This window comes from Streptomyces sp. NBC_01142 (assembly GCF_026341125.1).
Taxonomy (GTDB): domain Bacteria; phylum Actinomycetota; class Actinomycetes; order Streptomycetales; family Streptomycetaceae; genus Streptomyces.
The window spans coordinates 1,456,596-1,473,599 of record NZ_JAPEOR010000003.1; the positions used below are offsets into that span (position 1 = coordinate 1,456,596).

Annotated in this window: 18 protein-coding genes; 6 read left to right on the plus strand and 12 right to left on the minus strand. The window is 67.7% G+C overall.

Features of this window, described 5'->3' with window-relative positions:
* Positions 1 to 255 precede the first annotated feature (255 nt).
* A complete protein-coding gene (locus OG883_RS40765) occupies positions 256 to 1,185 on the minus strand; it encodes a LysR family transcriptional regulator (RefSeq protein WP_266553271.1) in 930 nt (309 codons plus the stop codon).
* A gap of 136 nt (positions 1,186 to 1,321) precedes the next feature.
* On the opposite strand from OG883_RS40765, the gene OG883_RS40770 reads away from it, so the two are divergent.
* The 3 genes from OG883_RS40770 (at position 1,322) to OG883_RS40785 (ending at position 4,786) form a co-directional block, all read left to right on the plus strand.
* On the plus strand, positions 1,322 to 2,773 hold the full coding sequence (locus OG883_RS40770; protein ID WP_266552283.1) for an MFS transporter: 1,452 nt from the start codon (positions 1,322 to 1,324) through the stop codon (positions 2,771 to 2,773).
* 19 nt (positions 2,774 to 2,792) lie between these two features.
* Positions 2,793 to 3,335 (plus strand): pyridoxamine 5'-phosphate oxidase family protein, encoded by a 543-nt coding sequence (locus tag OG883_RS40775; RefSeq protein ID WP_266552286.1) that lies wholly within the window; start codon positions 2,793 to 2,795, stop codon positions 3,333 to 3,335.
* Positions 3,336 to 4,117: 782 nt separating this feature from the next.
* Complete coding sequence (locus OG883_RS40785; protein ID WP_266552289.1) at positions 4,118 to 4,786, plus strand: HNH endonuclease family protein; 669 nt, start codon at positions 4,118 to 4,120, stop codon at positions 4,784 to 4,786.
* A gap of 92 nt (positions 4,787 to 4,878) precedes the next feature.
* Here OG883_RS40785 and OG883_RS40790 read toward each other — a convergent pair whose 3' ends face one another.
* Positions 4,879 to 5,043 (minus strand): DUF6207 family protein, encoded by a 165-nt coding sequence (locus tag OG883_RS40790; RefSeq protein WP_266552292.1) that lies wholly within the window; start codon positions 5,041 to 5,043, stop codon positions 4,879 to 4,881.
* 226 nt (positions 5,044 to 5,269) lie between these two features.
* On the opposite strand from OG883_RS40790, the gene OG883_RS40795 reads away from it, so the two are divergent.
* Positions 5,270 to 5,530: a hypothetical protein gene (locus OG883_RS40795; RefSeq protein ID WP_266552295.1), complete on the plus strand. Its 261-nt coding sequence runs from the start codon at positions 5,270 to 5,272 to the stop codon at positions 5,528 to 5,530.
* Positions 5,531 to 5,749: 219 nt separating this feature from the next.
* Here the strand turns inward: OG883_RS40795 and OG883_RS40800 are convergent, their stop codons facing one another.
* The 8 genes from OG883_RS40800 to OG883_RS40835 form a co-directional block, all read right to left on the minus strand.
* Positions 5,750 to 6,253, minus strand: a complete 504-nt coding sequence (locus OG883_RS40800; protein WP_266552298.1) for a hypothetical protein — start codon at positions 6,251 to 6,253, stop codon at positions 5,750 to 5,752.
* 74 nt (positions 6,254 to 6,327) lie between these two features.
* Positions 6,328 to 8,058, minus strand: a complete 1,731-nt coding sequence (locus OG883_RS40805; RefSeq protein WP_266552301.1) for an IclR family transcriptional regulator C-terminal domain-containing protein — start codon at positions 8,056 to 8,058, stop codon at positions 6,328 to 6,330.
* Positions 8,055 to 8,657 (minus strand): RNA polymerase sigma factor, encoded by a 603-nt coding sequence (locus OG883_RS40810; RefSeq protein WP_266552304.1) that lies wholly within the window; start codon positions 8,655 to 8,657, stop codon positions 8,055 to 8,057. The genes OG883_RS40805 and OG883_RS40810 overlap by 4 nt, the downstream gene beginning before the upstream one ends.
* On the minus strand, positions 8,651 to 8,947 hold the full coding sequence (locus tag OG883_RS40815) for a hypothetical protein (protein ID WP_266552307.1): 297 nt from the start codon (positions 8,945 to 8,947) through the stop codon (positions 8,651 to 8,653). Before OG883_RS40815 ends, OG883_RS40810 begins: the two co-directional genes overlap by 7 nt.
* A 439-nt stretch (positions 8,948 to 9,386) precedes the next feature.
* Positions 9,387 to 9,692 (minus strand): hypothetical protein, encoded by a 306-nt coding sequence (locus OG883_RS40820; protein ID WP_266552310.1) that lies wholly within the window; start codon positions 9,690 to 9,692, stop codon positions 9,387 to 9,389.
* 446 nt (positions 9,693 to 10,138) lie between these two features.
* Positions 10,139 to 10,705, minus strand: a complete 567-nt coding sequence (locus OG883_RS40825; protein ID WP_266552313.1) for a hypothetical protein — start codon at positions 10,703 to 10,705, stop codon at positions 10,139 to 10,141.
* Between the two features lie 1,019 nt (positions 10,706 to 11,724).
* Positions 11,725 to 12,813: a hypothetical protein gene (locus OG883_RS40830; RefSeq protein ID WP_266552316.1), complete on the minus strand. Its 1,089-nt coding sequence runs from the start codon at positions 12,811 to 12,813 to the stop codon at positions 11,725 to 11,727.
* A 420-nt stretch (positions 12,814 to 13,233) separates the two neighbouring features.
* On the minus strand, positions 13,234 to 14,394 hold the full coding sequence (locus OG883_RS40835; protein ID WP_266533120.1) for an IS701 family transposase: 1,161 nt from the start codon (positions 14,392 to 14,394) through the stop codon (positions 13,234 to 13,236).
* Positions 14,395 to 14,494: 100 nt separating this feature from the next.
* Between OG883_RS40835 and OG883_RS40840 the strand changes: the two genes are divergently transcribed.
* Both OG883_RS40840 and OG883_RS40845 read left to right on the plus strand, forming a co-directional pair.
* Positions 14,495 to 15,318, plus strand: a protein-coding gene (locus OG883_RS40840) for an IS5 family transposase (protein WP_266553272.1) whose coding sequence is annotated in 2 segments (ribosomal slippage) — positions 14,495 to 14,840 and positions 14,840 to 15,318 — 825 coding nt in all. Because the reading frame shifts where the segments join, the coding sequence is not laid out codon by codon here.
* Between the two features lie 73 nt (positions 15,319 to 15,391).
* Positions 15,392 to 16,264 carry an alpha/beta fold hydrolase gene (locus OG883_RS40845; RefSeq protein WP_266552319.1) on the plus strand — a complete coding sequence of 291 codons (873 nt, stop codon included), beginning with the start codon at positions 15,392 to 15,394 and terminating at the stop codon, positions 16,262 to 16,264.
* Between the two features lie 91 nt (positions 16,265 to 16,355).
* Here OG883_RS40845 and OG883_RS47120 read toward each other — a convergent pair whose 3' ends face one another.
* Positions 16,356 to 16,550 carry a transposase gene (locus OG883_RS47120; protein ID WP_353963148.1) on the minus strand — a complete coding sequence of 65 codons (195 nt, stop codon included), beginning with the start codon at positions 16,548 to 16,550 and terminating at the stop codon, positions 16,356 to 16,358.
* 39 nt (positions 16,551 to 16,589) lie between these two features.
* A complete protein-coding gene (locus tag OG883_RS40850; RefSeq protein ID WP_266552321.1) occupies positions 16,590 to 16,976 on the minus strand; it encodes a DUF4440 domain-containing protein in 387 nt (128 codons plus the stop codon).
* Between the last annotated feature and the right edge of the window lie 28 nt (positions 16,977 to 17,004).

The window sequence follows — 17,004 nt, forward strand, 5'->3', positions numbered from 1 at the left end:
GAACTTATCGCGTACTTTTTACTCCCTTTCCCATGCACTTTCAGTGCATGGGAAAGGGATACCGGGTCCCGGCAGTAGGCGGGTCAAGCCGCGCCGGCGATGCTGTCCGGTCCCGGCGATGTGTAGGCAGTCCCGGTCATCTGTAGGCAAACGGACCCTGTCCTGTCTCCTCCCCCTGCCTCGTCAGCCGGTCGAGGTGGAGGCCGGTTCGGCTGAGGACTTCATCACCCGGGGCCGACACCCCGGGATGCCCGATCAGCCGGGTATCGCTCTCCTGGGATCGGCCGGAGCCATGTCCCGTGCGATCTCGCCTGCTGCACGGGCGAAGAGTTCTATCGCCCGGTTGCCGCCGTCGGACCGCCACATCAGGCCGTATCCAAGGGGCTTGTCTCCCTCCACCGGGATGTAGGAGATGCCGGGACGGCCGTGGTAAAGGGCAATGTGGGCCCCTGACAGCAAGGCTCCCTTGCCGCCGGCGACGAGTGTCAGAGCCTCCTGGAAATTGGTGACGGACGGCCCCTGACCGATCAGCCTGCCGCTGGGTGTGCGCGTCGGCAGTTGATGCTCCAGCCAGTACTCCGGGATGTCTCCCGCGATCGTCAGCAACGGCACACGGGCCAGGTCCTCAAGCGTCACCGTGTCCCGTCCGGCCAGGGGATGCCCGGCCGCGACAGCCAGCACCCTGTCCTCGGCGAGGAGTGTGGGGCCGCGGGTCAGGTCGTCCTCGCGCACGGGGAAGTCCGTCAACTGGAGGTCGAAATCGCCTTTTCGTAGCATCCCGTACGGATCGGAGAGCGGCACCTCGCATACCTCGACGGCGAGTTCGGGATGAGTGATGCGCAGCTTCTCGATCGTCTTCATCACCATCTCGCCGGCCAAGGGCGTGGAGAAGCCGACGTGCAGGACTCCTTCGATGCCGCGTGCCGAGGCGACGGCACGCACCAAGGCGTTCTTGATGCCGCGGTAGTGCGGTTCGAGGTCGTCACGGAGGCGGTCGCCCAGGCTGGTGAGGGCCACACGTCGGCTCGTGCGCGTGAACAGAGATGCTCCGACGCGGCGCTCCAGCTTCTGGATGAGCTGACTCACCCGGGCGCGGGAGAGATGCAGGCGGGTGGCGGTACGGCCGAAGTGCAGTTCTTCGGCGAGTACGAGAAAGCATTCGAGCTCGTTCTGGTCCACGTACATCTCCGGGATCGCATGGCACATGGATTGGTAAGCCTGGCTTTCCGAACGTTGCGATCATCGCTGTTGTTCCCGTCCGGGGCGTGGCGAAAGCTTGAGGCACCACCAACTCCCACCACTCCGGAAGGAGTGCATCGTCGTGAGTGCCTTGAGTACTTCGAGCGGGCTGAGCGCACACAAGTGGGGCATCCTGCTCGTGCTGTGCGGCGCGATCTTCCTCGAAGGCATCGATGTCGCCATGCTCAATGTGGCGCTGCCGTCGATCCGCGCCGACCTCTCACTCTCCACCGGTGAGCTGCAGTGGGTCATGAGCGCCTACGTACTCGGTTACGGCGGCTTCATGCTCCTCGGCGGGCGGGCGGCCGACCTGTTCGGACGCCGTCAGATGTTCGTCTTCTGGCTCATCGTTTTCCTGCTCTTCTCCGGGCTCGGCGGATTCGCCACCGAGGGATGGATGCTGATGGTCGCGCGGTTCATCACGGGCGTCGCCGCAGCCTTCATGACCCCGGCGGGTCTGTCCATCATCACCACGGGCTTCGCCGAGGGCCCGGAGCGGAACAAGGCCCTGCTCATCTACTCGGGTACCGCCGCGGGAGGCTTCACGATCGGCCTGGTCGCCGGCGGGCTGCTCACCGCCATCGGCTGGCGGTGGGTCTTCTTCGCCCCGGTCGTGCTCTCCTTCCTCATCCTCATCGCTGCCCTCGCGTTTGTCCCCAGGTCGGCACGCCCGGACAGATCCGGTAAGCACGTCGACGCCGCCGGCGCGCTCACCGTCACCGCGGCCCTCGTGCTGATCGTGCTGGGCGTCGAGCGTGCGGCCCACGCAGGAATCACTGCCAGCGCCGGAACGTTGCTGGCCGGGCTGGCATTCTTCGCGGCCTTCCTCGTCATCGAACGGCGCTCCCCCGAGCCCCTGGTACGCATGGGCATCTTCCGCAACGGCTCCCTGGTGCGGGCGAACCTTTCGGCGATGCTGTTCGCCGCCGGGTTCTTCGGCTTCCAGTTCCTGGTCGTGCTGTATCTCCAGGAACTGCGCGACTGGTCGACGCTGCAGACGAGCTTCGCGATGCTGGTCATCGGAGTCGACGCGATTCTCTCGCCGACCCTCACCCCACGGCTGGTCAACCGCTTCGGCATCGCCAAGGTGATCTTCGGGGGACTCCTGCTCGCGGTGCTCTCCTACGGACTGTTCCTCCCGCTGGGTGCGGACTGGGGCTACGCGGCGATGTTCCCGAGCCTGATCACCCTCGGCCTCGCGTTCTCCCTGGCGTACGGCCCGCTCACCATCGTGGCCACGGAAGGGATCGCGGAGGAGGAGCAAGGACTCGCGGGCGGCCTTCTCTACACCGCCTTCCAGTTCGGTGCCGCCCTCGGGCTCTCCGCAGTCACCGCCGTCAGCGTGGCCGCCACGCACGCGGAGACTCGTGACGCACTGCTGGACGGTTACCGGGCCGGCCTGCTCGTCCCGTTCGCGGCGGCGGTCGTCGCCGCTGTCATCAGCGCGTTCGGCCTGCGCACCCGGCGCGGCGGCGAGCCCTCCGCCGCGGTGGACTCTGCCGCTGAGCGAATCAACGTCCCAGTCTCCCGCTGAGCCTCGAAGGGACAGACTCATGACCGACACCGTCAGCGAGTTCTCCGAGATCCAGGACTCCTTCCTCGACTACATCCGCGACATCAAGTACGCGACCATGATCACTGTCGACCGTCAGCACCGCCCGCGCGCTCGTGTGCTGCTGCCCGTGTGGGAGATCGTGGACGGCGTGCCGGTCGGCTGGCTCGCCGCGTACCGGACCCCCGTCAAGAGCGCGCATCTCGCGGGCAACCCCCACACGACGTACGCGTACTGGAATCCCCGTCAGAACGCGGTCTTCGTGGACAGTGTCTCCACCTGGGCCGACGACGAGGAATCCAAGCTTCATGCGTGGGACCTGTACAAGCGTGGCGGCCCGCCGGGTGTGGGCTACGACCCGGTCCACTACTGGCGCGGCGGTCCCGACGATCCCGGCTACCACGTGCTGCGGATCGACCCCTGGCGCATACAACTCGTCCGCGGTTCCGATCTGCGCAGCACGCTGTGGCGTGCGCAGGACCCGGCCCCGGCGATCACCTCGTCCGCTGCCCCGAGGAACTCGGCCAAGGTGGCCTTCTGCTGAATCCTCGTGAGAAGGACGGATGACCCCCGCTCCGACGGGGGTCATCCGTCCTTCTCACGCGTGGGTCCCGCTCCGAGGCCATGGGGCCGGTGGTGTCACGGCCGTGATCACGGCTGCGGCGGGTCCAGGACAGTCCGAAAGCCGCACCGGGAACAGCTCGAGACTTGTGGAGGGGAGAGGATGCGCCGTCCCCTCCGTAGGAAATGACGCGTTCGTGAGACAGAACCCGCCGGCCAAGCCGTGAGACACCGCAGAAGCCGCAGGTCACGGCAGCGCTCTAGCCGCGAGCAGCGAGACCCTACACTGCGCGCCGCCGTACTCGTTTGCTCGCACCATGACGAGCCTTCCGAACAGCCGAACAGCCGGCGATCAGCACTCCTCTGCTTCTCGGGGCGGAGATCCGAACCATCCCGTTCCCACCTGCGGTTCTGCTAAGCCGACAAGGGACGCACCCTGCCCACCTGGCACGTCGTCCAACGACACCGACGAACAAGACGCTACCGGCTGCCCCATCTCCGGCCTCATCGACGAAGCAGAAGCTCGCCTCGCCTGCGTAGCGGTCACCCGAGCCCGAGCCCCAGCCCGCCTCGACGTCGGCGGCTTGTCCTGGATCAGCGGCCACCCAGCCGCCTGCCCCCAGGCAAGCAGTCACCAGTGAAGCCGAAGCGCAGCAACTCGGCGGCAGGATCGAATCGTTCCTGCGGTGAACTCACACCCCCGACCGGGTGAGCAGATGCTCGACAAGCCGCAACAGCAAGGGCTCAAGCGATATCAACTCGCTTGTGATCAAGAACTTGCTGCGCGGCTTCAGCGCGCTCGCCCTCGCCCTCGCCCTTGTCCCCCTTACCGCGCCCGCACCGGCCCAGGCAGCGGAAGTGACCACGCTCGCCGACGCGGTCGGCTTGCTGCCGGTGGTGGCGGAGGACCGCACCGGTTACGCCCGTACCTCCTTCAAGCACTGGAACTCCGGGGAAGTCCTGACTGACGGCTGCAGCACGAGAAATGAAGTCCTGATCGCGGAGGCGGTCGTCGTCCCGACCGTCGGCGCAGGCTGCCGACTCACCGGCGGCACGTGGGTGTCCTATTACGACGGGCAGGAGGTCTCCGACCCCGGCGCGCTCGACATCGACCATATGGTCCCGCTCGCTGAAGCGTGGGACTCCGGCGCCTCCGCTTGGACCGCGGCCCGACGTGAGGCGTATGCGAACGATCAGAAGGCGGCCACGTCGCTGGTCGCGGTGACCGCGCGGACGAACCGGTCCAAGGCGGATCAGGATCCGGCGGAGTGGCTGCCGCCGGCCGCGGAGGGGCACTGCCGGTATGTGGGGGAGTGGGTGGCTACCAAGCTCCGCTGGCAGCTGGGCGCGGACTCCGCCGAGTTGGAGGCCTTGAAGGTGTTCGCCGAAGGGCCGTGCGAGGACACGGTCGTCCAGTACACGCCCGCACCGTAGAGACAGTCCGCCCGAACGGGTTGGTGTGGAGCCCCGGTGGTCTCAGGTGTCGAGGCTGCCGGGGCGTCGTACGTCGGCGTAGACGCGCACGCTCACGCCCGCTCGCCGGGCCGGCAGCGGACGGGACTGGTGCCGGAGGTGGCCCAGCACTGCTCCAGGTCGTGCATGACGGCGATCGCGGTCGCTTCATCAGCGGCGGTGAAATCGAGGACGACAAGGCCGGGCTCGGCGACATGCGCCAGGTCAACAGATTCCATGCCCGGCATGACGCTTGCTACCCGGGCACGGGTTCGGCGCGAGGGTCACGGTTCGCCTGGACGGGCGACACCTGAACCCCTTGCCAGTGCGGGGCGTTGACGGTCGCGGCCGGGGCAGACGGACCGATGAGGGCTCCTGCCGTGTTCCCCCGTCGCGGCAGGAGCCCCCTGCTCCCCGCACTCTTGTACGAAGCCGTCCCGGATCAGCTCCCACCGGATCGGCCGGGTGATCGAGCCGCCAAGGGCCGGCCAGCCAGCCGGGCGGGGCGTCGCCGGTCAGTACGCGGATGCCGCAACCGCGCGGTCACCTCTTGACCAGCCGCATCTGCAGGAGCCGCTCGTACCGGCCCAGCTGCTGGGCCTTGCGGACCACCCACGCCCGCGAGGAATCGACGTACGCCTCGACGTCGCCGAGCGCGTCGGTGGCGAGGTAGTACGTCCGCGTCGCTTCGACCGGGTCACCGCCGCAGCGACCTTGCCCCGGTAGTCCCTGCCACAGGCTCGGGAACGCGCCTGGACCGTGAGGGGGGGTGGAGCCGTCGCAACCGAAGCTCGCTCAGGACGCCCTCAGACAACGTCCCCAAGTAACCGAAGGCCGCCGGAGGTTGCTGCGAACGATGAATCAGGGTTCGCGCAGTCGTCGACGTCCTCCGACTGCACCTTCCAGATTCCTGCCCCTCCTGACCTGGTCGATCCGCACGTCACGTCAGGCGCTGACGTCCGGACGTTCGGGAGCGGAGATCGTGAGGAGTCGGGCTGCGGCGGCTTCGAGATCAGCGCGGGGGACCGGCTGACACTCGAGTGGCGCGCACACCTCGAAGGCGATGCCTTGCCTAGGCGTCTCGCCCGACGGGAGTACCTGCAGGTACTCGGGCCCACCGGCTTCTTCACGGCCCATCAAGATCTCGATAGTGAGCCGGGTACCGTCCGCGATCTGCCGTGATCTGCACTGTGGCTCGCCGTGAACCAGTATGAACTCCTTCTCGTACTGGACCTCGGGCGGGGGCGTCAGCAGCCACTGGGCGAACGCGGCGGCCCGGGGCGCGCCGCCGCGCAGTGTCACGCGTCCGATGAAGTACGCGTCGAACCACCAGGTTCCGTCCGGGGCCTTGCCGACCGCCAGCCACAGGTCGTCAATGGACATGCCGGGGTAGCGGATGCCGCGCCAGCCGAGCCGAAATCCCGACTCATCGTGCTGACCGAGCGTCATCGAGCCTTCTTTCTACGCGGGATCCGAACTGTCATTGTTCCGGGAGGACAAGCCAGATGGAAGTCCCCGAATGTTCATGCGTGAAACGGCCGTCGGGCTTCGAGCGCCTCCAGCTGCCATTCCTGCTCGCCGGGGGTGCCGGTGGGCGGCAGCAGGACTACGGCCTGATTGCCGGCGGTCGTGTCGTCGGTGAGGAGATGGGCGAGCAAGATGCCAGTCGCACGCCCACTGAGTGAGCGGGCCGCGCTGATGAGCCGCGGATGCTGGTTGGCTGGCAGGGACAGGGCGATGCTCGAGGCCCTGCCGGGCAGGCCGAGGGAGTAGGCGACGCAAACCTCCGTGCGGGAGTATTCCAGAAGATCGAACTGGGCAGCATGGGGCCCGTGTCCGTCGAGTTCCTCGACCAGGGCACGGGGGTTGGTGATGGTGCGCTCGGTGAGCTGAATCGAGGGATAGCGGGCCAGGTGATCCATCCGGGAGTCGAAGTCGAGCTGGGCGAGAAGGCTCTTGCCGACGGCGCTGGCATGGCCGGTGTCCGTGAACGGCGCCCACTCGTCGACTGGGGGAGCCGTGGAGCTGTGTGCTGCCTCGTGAATGTGGATCTCTCCGCTGGTGTAGCTGCTGAGGTAGATCGCGGCGTCGAGATCATCGCGTAGGTCGGCAAGGGTTCTCTGGAGCAAGTCACGGTCCGCGCCGGTGGCCAGCTTCATGAGCGGCCCCGGGTGGTGGGTGCCGCGGATGGTGTCGACGAGTTGCTGAGCGCGCAGCCACTCCAGCAGCCTGACGGTGGAGTTCATCGACATCTGTCCTCGCTGCGCGAGTGTGCGGGTGTCGATACCGCCCGCCTCGTGGATGAGGTGGAGAAGGTCTCTGGCTCGTTGCGTAGCCTGCCACTTCCCCGGAATCGGCGTTGGAGTGGGACAGCGCCGTGCCATGTCAGTGAGCACCGCTGGCCTCAGGGCATGCGCAGACCACCACGGTTCCTCCCTGGCCTGACTGCCGGCGTCGGCGGACAAGGCAGACGAGCTTGCAGCGTCGAGGCGCAGATCCGGAAGGACGAGTGCGGGGATGGATCCCTCAGGAGCCAGGAAGGCGGACAGCCGGCGGCGGTCACGGTCGGCGTGCCCCCGTGGCAGCCCCGGACGCCTGGGGCTGTACTCGGTCGGCACTGGGGGAGCGGGAACCAGAAACAGTTGTGGCTGTCCCTCCTCAAAGGCACCGGCAGTGCCTGTCGTGGCAGCGTTCTCGGACAGGTATGGCCCCCCGGCGCCGTCGGAGACCCCGTCATCCGGAACCAGTATCTTCTCAGGGATGCCCAGACGAACGCGGGCCTCCTCGAAGTACTGGACATCCTCGAGCATGACGGCGCCGGCTTGCGGGTCCGGACGGCGGTGGCCGAGGGCACGCAGCAGACGGGACGCGTCACCATGCCCGAGACGCGCCGCCTCCGCGACCAGGAACTGCGCCTCGTGCGTCCAGTCTTCTCCCGCCCGCAGAGCCACGACGACCAGGCGGAACAACGCCCCCGGGTGTCCACAGGACGCAGCCTCCCCCAACCAGTCCGCTGCATCCAGCAGTTCATTGCGGCCCAGCGCTTTCGAACCCAGCCGATACAGCGAGTTCGCCCGCTGCCGCTGAGTGCGGTCCGGCTCGAGAGTCTCGCCCAGCACACCGAAGTCCCCGTCCGGGCGATCCCAGAAATCGGGCGGCCCGGACAGTGCGCTCATCAGCTTCACGAGCCCGACAGGAGTCACCGGCGCCCGGCGATTGCCACTGTCCTCGTTGAAGCGGCTCACACCCGTCACCTGTCCTTCTTCAAGCATCGTGTTCTGTTCCGATGCTGATCCCTGATGAACTTGACCAGCACAGTCCGCAGCTCCACCACCGCCTTGTGTCGCTCCCGGTGAACTCGGTCGGCGCGAACGCCGAGAGCGGCTGCTATCTCGATATCCGTCAGCCCGTGGCTCTGCAGCCGGACAACCTGCCGACGCATGCTCCCAGGCATGGCCTCGATGGCCGGCAGGACCAAGTCCTCCAGCAGATCGACCTCATTCGCCACCGAATCGAGCCTCTGCTCCGGGGCCGACGAGCGCAGGACGTCTTCGGCGAGCTCAAGACGCCGCTCGCCGCGCAACCGGTCGCGGGCCAGATTCCACGCAGCGGTCTTCAGGTAGGCCCGAACATTGACACATTCCTCAAGATCACCGGCCTGGAACCGGCGCGCCACACTGAGAAACGCCTCCTGGGCGACGTCCTGACAAGCATGGAGAGACAGTTTCTTGTCCGTCCTCCTCCGCAGCGAAGGAGGCTCATGAGCCATGAACGCCTCGTAGCAGTCGACCAGTTCTTGGCCCACATTGCCTTCGGCGGCGACTCTGCTCGTGCGAGCTTCACCACCTACCACGGGGCGCGCTCCTTCGCGGTCGACTGGGCGACAGCGGCGGGTCCCTTCACCACACTGATGGTGACGATGTCACCCTGCGCCGGGGTGATGGCGATCCGAACCGACACGCCCGTGCGCTCTTCAGAGTCCGACGACTCCTGAGTCTGCTGCCCGTCACCTGCAGGGATGTGCCGAGCTCGCTGGGAGATCCTCCGCCGTTCCAGGTACACAGGAACCAGCGCGGCAAGCAGGGGAGCTGTCCCGCTCACCATGACCGAGGCGAGCCCGGCCCACTCGAAGGACGGCGTCATTTTGAGTCGATCTCCATCTGTTCCCGTTGGACGCGGATCGCGCCCTCACCGTCTAGACGGCTGACGGCGGCGAGTTCTCCCTCCGAGATCGCAATCAATCAAAAACTGACCATGCTGGATCGAACATGAACGCTGTGGGTCCGCCAGCCGGTGCGACGACGCCGACCGAAGGAGCGCGGGTCCCATGGACTTGAGGATCAAGGGCTGGCTCAGTGGGCAGGTCGAGAGGGGAGCCGCCCGCGTGCTGACTGATGAGGAGGCCCTGGCTGCCATATGTCGGGACCTGCTGGACCGAGGCGAGACAACTGGCACGCTGGATCATCCGAGTGCCATCAACCGGCCCTGCCCTGCTGTTCCGCGGCCCGCTCGGCAGCCGTTGTGCCGTCGCGGCACCAACGCGGGTGGCCGTGTCGTGCCGTCTTCGCCGTGCGGGTGTGGGTCAGGTGGGCAGGGTGATGCCGAGGGCGGCGGCGCGGGCCTGGACGGCAGTCACGCTCTCGCCGCCGCGGAGCCGGCGGCTCGCGTACTGGCCGTCAAGCATGATGTCCATGGCGGCCAGGCCGACGCCCAGGCGGCGGCAGGTCGCGGCGAGGCCGGTGCCGTCCGCTCCCAGGGCCCGGATCCACGCTTCGGTCTCCTGCGGCCACGTGCCAAGGCGTGCCCACGCGGCGGCCTGCGCCCGCAGGACGGACGTCCGGGTGCGCGGCGACCCGGCCCGAAGGGCACGGAGGATGTGGTCCTGCAAATCTCTGCGGTCGTGCTGACGGCTCCGGCGCGTCGGCCGTGCCGGTGCCGGTGTACGCCGTCGCACGTCTGCCAGGCGGCGGCGAGGTCAAGCCCTTCGTGGGCGGCGACGGCTTCGGCACCGGCTGGCCGCGGCCGCACGGCGGGGGCGAGGAAGTCGTAAATGGCCTGCAGTTCGGGGTCGTGGAGGCGTGCGGGCATGGCTGTCTCCAACCTGGAACGGGGAAGAGGGCATGCGAAAGGCCCCTGCGGCTCGGCGACGGGGCCTTCGTGGGACTCGGCCGGGGGCGTGCCTCCCGGAACGACGAAGGGGCGGCCGACGGTTGCCCCTGGAAACAGAGCAGGCACGCAACCCGCTCAACAGCGGTCAGCATAGCCGGAATTCAGTTCGCATAAGGCCGGATCGCTGCAATCTGCCGGCCACGGCCGCGCATCCCGTGCCGTCGCTCACTGCAGGGGGAGAGCGTGGTACTCCGGTTCGGGCGGGCCGAAGGCCAGCCCGTTCTCGTCGAGCGCGTTGTGGACTGTGACCCGGCCGTGCGCGAGGACGATGCTCACCGCGACCATGCCGCGTGCCATGTCTCGCCCGCGCCATTCCAGCAGCTCGACCGCCGAGACCGACTCGCCCGGCCCGGCAACGAGGTTGTTGCGCCAGCGCAGCGTGAAGCCCGTCCAGGTGAAAGGGTTTGTGTCAGGGGTGACCGTGTGCCACGTCAGGGAGAGGTCGTCGAACTTCCGGTGCTGGATCTCCAGCTGCTCGCCCTCGAAGTCGAGCAGGACCGGCGCGTCGGCGAACCACTCGTCGTCGTCGACGTCCCAGAGCAGCCAGGCGTGCGTCAGGGTCCGCCCGGTGAGACGGGCCAGGCGCTCGCCGTGCACAGCAGCGGCATCGCGACCCGGCTGCCAGAGGGGCCGGTAGTCCCGGATGCCGAAGTAGTCGTCGCCCACGATCGGACGCCCCTTGCTGTCGGTCGAACGGTGAGGGTCGCCGCCCCCGGCACGGGAGGGGCGCACTCACCGTACTGTCCGGCGACCCGCCCTTGGGGGGCCGGGTTCGCGTCCTGGATGCCGAACTCGCCGCCCGGCCCGATGCCATGGGCCCCGGCGTCGGCCGGTGCCCGGTCTACGTGGTCACCTGGCCGGTGGGCGGCGCGGCGGCGGGGACTGCGAGGGACAACAGGGCGTGGGCCTTCCCGCTTCCCAGGCTAGCGGGCCAGCCGGGGCCGGATCCGAGGGGCCCGGTGGCGCGGTGCTGCCCTGTGCGAGGAGGTGGTGGAAGTGACGGGCCTGTTCCTCGCGTTGCTGCCGGGCGTACCAGTCGTCCTGGCGCCGCCGGTTGTCGGCGTCCTCGCTGCTGCGGGCGTCGTCCGGTCCGGGAGTGCTGGCCTGCCGGCTCTGGAGGATCAGGAGGATCCTCTCGGACAGACCGTTCTGGCGAACCCGCCGGGCAGTCTCAGGCCGAGGTTGGCCCGCTGCGCGGGGGAAAGCCTGGTCAAATCGCAGCGAGTGAAGGGGCGTTCCGCGGCGGGAGGTTGGTGTTCCGTCGTCCGGTCTCGGTACCGGAGGACCTGTGTGAGGCGCTGGCTCCGGTTGCACGGCTGTGGCGCAGATCTCCCGGTCGAGCACGCGGACGTGGCTGGCAAACCTCGCGCAGGGCGAGGTCGGGCGGCTGCGGGGGCTAGGCCGTGTGTCGGAAGTGGGTCTTTCACGTCAGCTCAACTGAGGTGCCGTCGAACGAAAGGCGCTGTTCCGATGACGCATCACGTGGAGTGCGTCGCCATCCTTGAACCGGCCGCGAAGGGCTCCTGACCTGCGGTTTTGTGCGTGCGCATTATGTGCGGTGTGGGCGTTACGCGCGATATCTTGACGCTGAAATGACGCTCGTTCTGACGGGATGTCACCTGACTTACTGTGCAGGTCGTGCCGGGTGGAGGGCGCGTGCCCGCGGGCTGTCTGTGCAGGAACTCGAAGGAAACTAGGCCGAGTTCCTGCATGCCGTAGTTCGGCGGGTCGGACGTTGGCGGAGCGGGCGCTCAATAGGTCGGTCCGTAAGGGCTCCAGTGCCCGAGGAAGGGCCTTAGGTCGTCGGCTCGCGGCTCTGGAACGTCGGGCAACCGGGGTGGTGAGCTCAGCGGGTCGAGGCGCTCGACTGTGGCCGCTGCCCAGCAGATCCATGCTTCGGCGTCGGTTCTGACCTGCCCCGGCGGCATGGCCTCGACTCGCGCGCGCACGGCGCTCACGTACTCCGTCAGCCGAGTGGCGTGGCGCCAAGCCGCTTCCTGCGCTTCGAAGTGCCTGACGCGGTACGCCTCCGCGTACCGGATGCGGGCTTCTTCCATGGCGGCTTCCCAGCGGATGCGCTTCTGACGTGCCGCTTCGGCCTCGTCCTGGCGTCTGCGTTCGGCGGCTTCGCCGCGGAGCGTGACCTCTTGGGCGATCTCGGCGAGCTGCTCTTCGAGGGAGCGGCCCGGGGCGTCGGCCCATTCGCTCGCCCGGTGCGGCTGGCCGCCGCTGAGGACGAAGCGGAGCCGCTCGGACGGGGTGTAGTCGTAGCGGGGGATCCTGACCCAGGAGTCCTTCTTGGTCGCGGCGAGTTCCTTCTCGGTGGCGACGTGCTCGGCCCGGTCCTGTTCCTGGAGGAGAAGGAACCCCACGGTCTGGCCCTGTGCGGTCAGGGTGAAATGGGGAGATGCCCTGCGGCGGCGATGAGACGGGGGAGCGAAGCCGGGCCGTCCAGCAGAAGTGGAATGTCCTATGGCCTCGGCAGCGGTGATGAGCGCCTGGATGAGCCGGAGGGCACGTCCTTGGACGGGCTTCGTGAGGCCCAGCGGTTGGGTTTCGCTCTGCATGGCCTGTACCACGGTGTGCGGATGCGCGAGCCGCGCTGGCACAGGGACGGGTTCGAGGACGGCAAGGCGCCAGGCGGGGATGTCGACGAGCTTGATCTCGTACCCGCCACGGCACCAACCCCCGTATAGCTCCTTCGTCTCCGGGACCCTTCCGGACCTACGTGCCGCGGCGACGCGGGACGGCCACTTCTCCAAGTCCGGGCCGCTGCCGCTCTTGACGATCCTGCCGCCGGCGTCCGCAAGCTCCTGCAGCAGCTGTTCCGTGAACGTCATACGAGGCTGTGATGGAGGGCTTGACGTCCGCCCGGTGGCCGGAGTTTCGTGCGCTCGGGGGGACCGGGGTCGTGGAGCGGTGGCCTGGGTCTTGGGCGGGCGTGACCCGCGGGGAGGGTACGTGCCGTGCGCCAGGTAGTGCTGGCCTGCACTCGTCAGGGCGACGCTCCACTGCCCGGCCTTCCGGGAGACCGTGACCAGGCCCCGGTTCTGCAGTGCCTGAGAGGTGGTCTTAGTACTGCAACGGTCTTTGCTCTGATGGTTTGTTGGCTTCTGGTGGTGTGTGGCCGCGTCGTTTGTAGTGGCTGATGCGGGCTTGGTGTTGTCGTCTGCGGCGCCAGTGTGACCAGTGCAGGACGTGGTCGGTGCTTGGGCGGGGTCGAGTGAGGCGGGTGATCAGGCGTCTGAGTTCGGGGAGGGTCAGGGGTATGAGCTGGGAGGATCCGTTTCTGCTTTCCCGGTGTCGAGTTCACGGGCCCGCAGGACGGTGAGGCAGGCGTGTGCGGCCATGGCCAGGGTGATGTGGCGGTGCCAGCCGTCGTAGCGGCGGACCTGGTAGTCGTCCAGGCCGCACTCCTGCTTCGCGGTCTGGAAGCACTCCTCGACCGCCCACCGGCTGCCCGCGATGCGGATCAGCTCGTCGAGTGTGGTGTCGGCCGGGCAGTAGGCGATGTAGTAGGAGATCTCCTCGGGCCGGCGGACACTTCGGCGGGCGATCACCCAGTGACGACGGTCCTCGCGGTGCCAGGGACGGACCTCGACCCTCGCCCAGTCGTAGACCCTCGGGCCGTGGGCGCCGTTGCCGCAGGAACGGCGCTTCCACTTCTGCCGGGACAGCCCGGGAAACAGATCGTGAACGGGGTGGTCCATGGCCCAGCGGGTGACGACGGTGTCATGCCGGGTGGTGGCCATCACGTGGAAGACATCCGCCCGCTCCAGCTCAGAACGCCAGCCCTTGGAGAAGCCGTAGGCGGCGTCGGCGGTCACCCACCGGAACGGGATCCGGTCCGTGATCGCCCGGCGGACCATGGCCTTGGCCATCACCACTTTCGTCTCGAAGGCGACCGTGTCGTCGATGCCCGCGGCCCGGCACCGGTCGCGGTCATCGGTCCATGAGGTGGGCAGATAGAGGCGGCGGTCGATCAATGTGCGGCCGCGTCCGCCGGCATAGGCGAGGAAGACCCCGATCTGGGAGTTCTCCGTCCGGCCGGCGGTTCCGGAGTATTGGCGCTGGACCCCGGCCGAGCGGATGCCCTTCTTCAGGAACCCGGTGTCGTCCACGATCAGCACCGCATCCGGATCGCCGAGGTGCTCGACGACGTAGTCCCGCACGTCGTCCAGGACTTCGTCCGCGCTCCAGTCGATCCGGTTCAGCAGCCGGTGGATCCGGTCCGGGCCGCCATGCCCGGCCTCCTCGGCAAGCGTCCAGCCGTTCTTCCGCTCCAGCGGAGCTATCAGCCCCCGCATATAGGCGAGAGCCGACTCCCGCGGCTCCGACCTGGAGAAACGGTGCACGAACCGCTCGTGCAAGGCCTTCAGTTCACCGGCCCACGACCGGGCATCAGCAAGTTCCCCACCCATGACCTGATAAACGACCGACCTGCCCAACCGTCACGGCAAGCACCGTTGCAGTATTAGAGGGTGTCTTGATTGGCGATCGCTCGTTGCTCTGGGCATGGACATGGTTGTGCGCCTGGTGCCGGACGGGCTGTGGGAGATCTTCCAGGATGTGGCGCCGGAGCCGCCGGTACGCGCCCAAGGTGGAGGCCGCCGGAGGTGCGATGACCGCGCGGTGCTGGCCGCGATCATCTTCGTCGCTACTTCGGGCTGTACCTGGCGGCAGGTGCCACCGGTCTTCGGGGCCTCCTGGCAGACGGTCCACCGCCGTTTCACTGATTGGTCCGCGGCCCGGGTCTGGGCCAAGCTGCACCGCGTGGTCCTCGACCGGCTCGGCGCGAACGGCGAGCTGGACTGGTCGCGCTGCGCGATCGACTCGGCCAGTGTCCGAGCGGTCAAAGGGGGCCCCTGACCGGACCGAATCCGACCGATCGCGGCAAGCTCGGATCGAAGATGCACGTCATCTGTGACCGCAACGGACTGCCGATCTCGGTGGGTATCTCCGGCGCCAACCTCCACGACAGCCAGGCCCTGATCCCGCTGATGCGCGGCATCCCGCCGATCCGCTCCCGCTATGGACCCCGGCGCCGCCGCCCGGCCAAACTCCACGCGGACAAGGGCTACGACTTCGACCACTTGCGAGGATGGCTGCGCCGTCGGCAGATAGTGCCGCGCATCGCCCGCCGCGGCGTCGAACCGTCCGGCCGCCTGGGCCGGCACCGCTGGGTAGTCGAGCGCACAATGTCCTGGCTGAACGGCTGCCGTCGCCTGCACCGCCGCTACGAGCGCAAGGCCGAGCACTTCCTCGCCTTCGTCGGCTTGGCCAGTGTCCTGATCTGCTACCGGCGCCTCAACCGATCAGGACATCCTCTTAGTGTTGCGCACTGATCGCTGCGTCACCTCGAAAGCGATACGATACGATACGTCTCGTCTAGTGTTGGTCTCGCCCTGGAGGAGCACCATGGAACGCTTCATCGACGCAGCACCTGGTGTACGCCTGTGGACTGAAGACCGGGGTGCCACCGACGCGTCTCCGGTGCTGCTGATCATGGGAGCGCAAGCACCCGGCCTGGGCTGGCCGGACGAACTGGTGGACATGCTCACCTCCCGCCATCGCGTGATCCGCTACGACCACCGCGACACCGGTCGCTCCACTTGGGCGTTCGACCAACGGCCCTATCCCCTCAGCCAACTTGCGGAAGACGCCCTCACGGTGCTGAACGGCCTCGACGTCGAACGCGCCCACATAGTGGGCATGTCACTGGGCGGCATGCTCGCCCAACTCCTCATCGCCGACCATCCCGACCGGTTGCTCAGCGCGACGCTGATCGGCACGAGCGCGCTCAGCACCGTCCCGTACATCCAGCCGGACGGAACCCGGATCCCGCCTGAGGAACTCCCCGGTATCGCCCCCGGCCTGCTTGAGATGTGGTCCCGTCCCGTTGTGGACCTCGGCCTGGAAGCGGAGTTGGAACGGCGGGTCGAGCATTGGCGGATCCTGGGTGGCAATCAGCTTCCCTTCGACGCCGAATACGCCCGCGCCCTGGAGCGAAAGGTCATCGAACACACCGGGCACTACGCCACCAGCACCGCGCATGCCCGCGCCGACGCGTCCAACCTGGACCGCACCGAGCAACTGACAGGGGCCACAGTGCCCACCCTCGTCACCTCTGCTCCCGCCGAACCGGTCTCCCCGCCGCCCCATCCCCACCACCTCGCCCAGGCGATTCAAGGCGCATACATCATCGAGATCCCCGGCATGGGGCACGCACTCCCACCTGAGGTGCACACGCCGCTCGTCGCCGCGATCCTGGACCACACCACCAGACACTGATGCGCAACCGGGTCGGAAAGTGGCCGGGGCCACGGCTCCCCGATCCAACTGAGACGACTTCTTAGTCCGTGAAGCGCCGAGGCACCGGCTGTCAGGAGGCGCCGAAGACCGGTGGGAGCTGCCGCCAGGTGCAGCGTGTCTTGGCAACACAAATGATCGCCCCGAGCTCTGCCCGGTCGTCAGCCCTCTGCCGGCCCAAGCCCTGAGAACGCACTGGACGCGTAGGAACGACCTGCTGAAAGATCTCCCACAGTCCATCAGGCACGAGACGCTCCGTCATCCCCATACAGGTGGCAGCGAACGGATCACCGCCCGAGATTCGCGGTTACATGCCGTCGGGCGGGATGGGTGTGGCCTGGTGGTAGTACATCTGCCAGGTCGCGCCCGCACCCTGTTTGCGCCAGAGCGAACTCCGCCGTGCCCGGTTTCCATCAAACGTGGTCTCGTAGGTGAGATGCACCAGCCCAGGTGCCAGCAGGACGCCGATGAAATTTGAGGGCTCATAGCGCGGACCGCTTTCTGCCGCACCGCCCAGCTCGGGCAGCTCGGCAAGCATCTCCCCATACGTCCACTGTCGCCCCGAAGCGCCGACCTCTACGAAGTCCGGGTCCAGTAGCTGCCGGGCAAGCGAGCGTGATGTACGCACGCTGGGGTCCATCAAACGCAGCTCGCCTGCGATCGCTTCGCGTACCTCATCTGTTTCTCGGTTCATGCAGGCATCTTCACCCAGGTCACCCAGC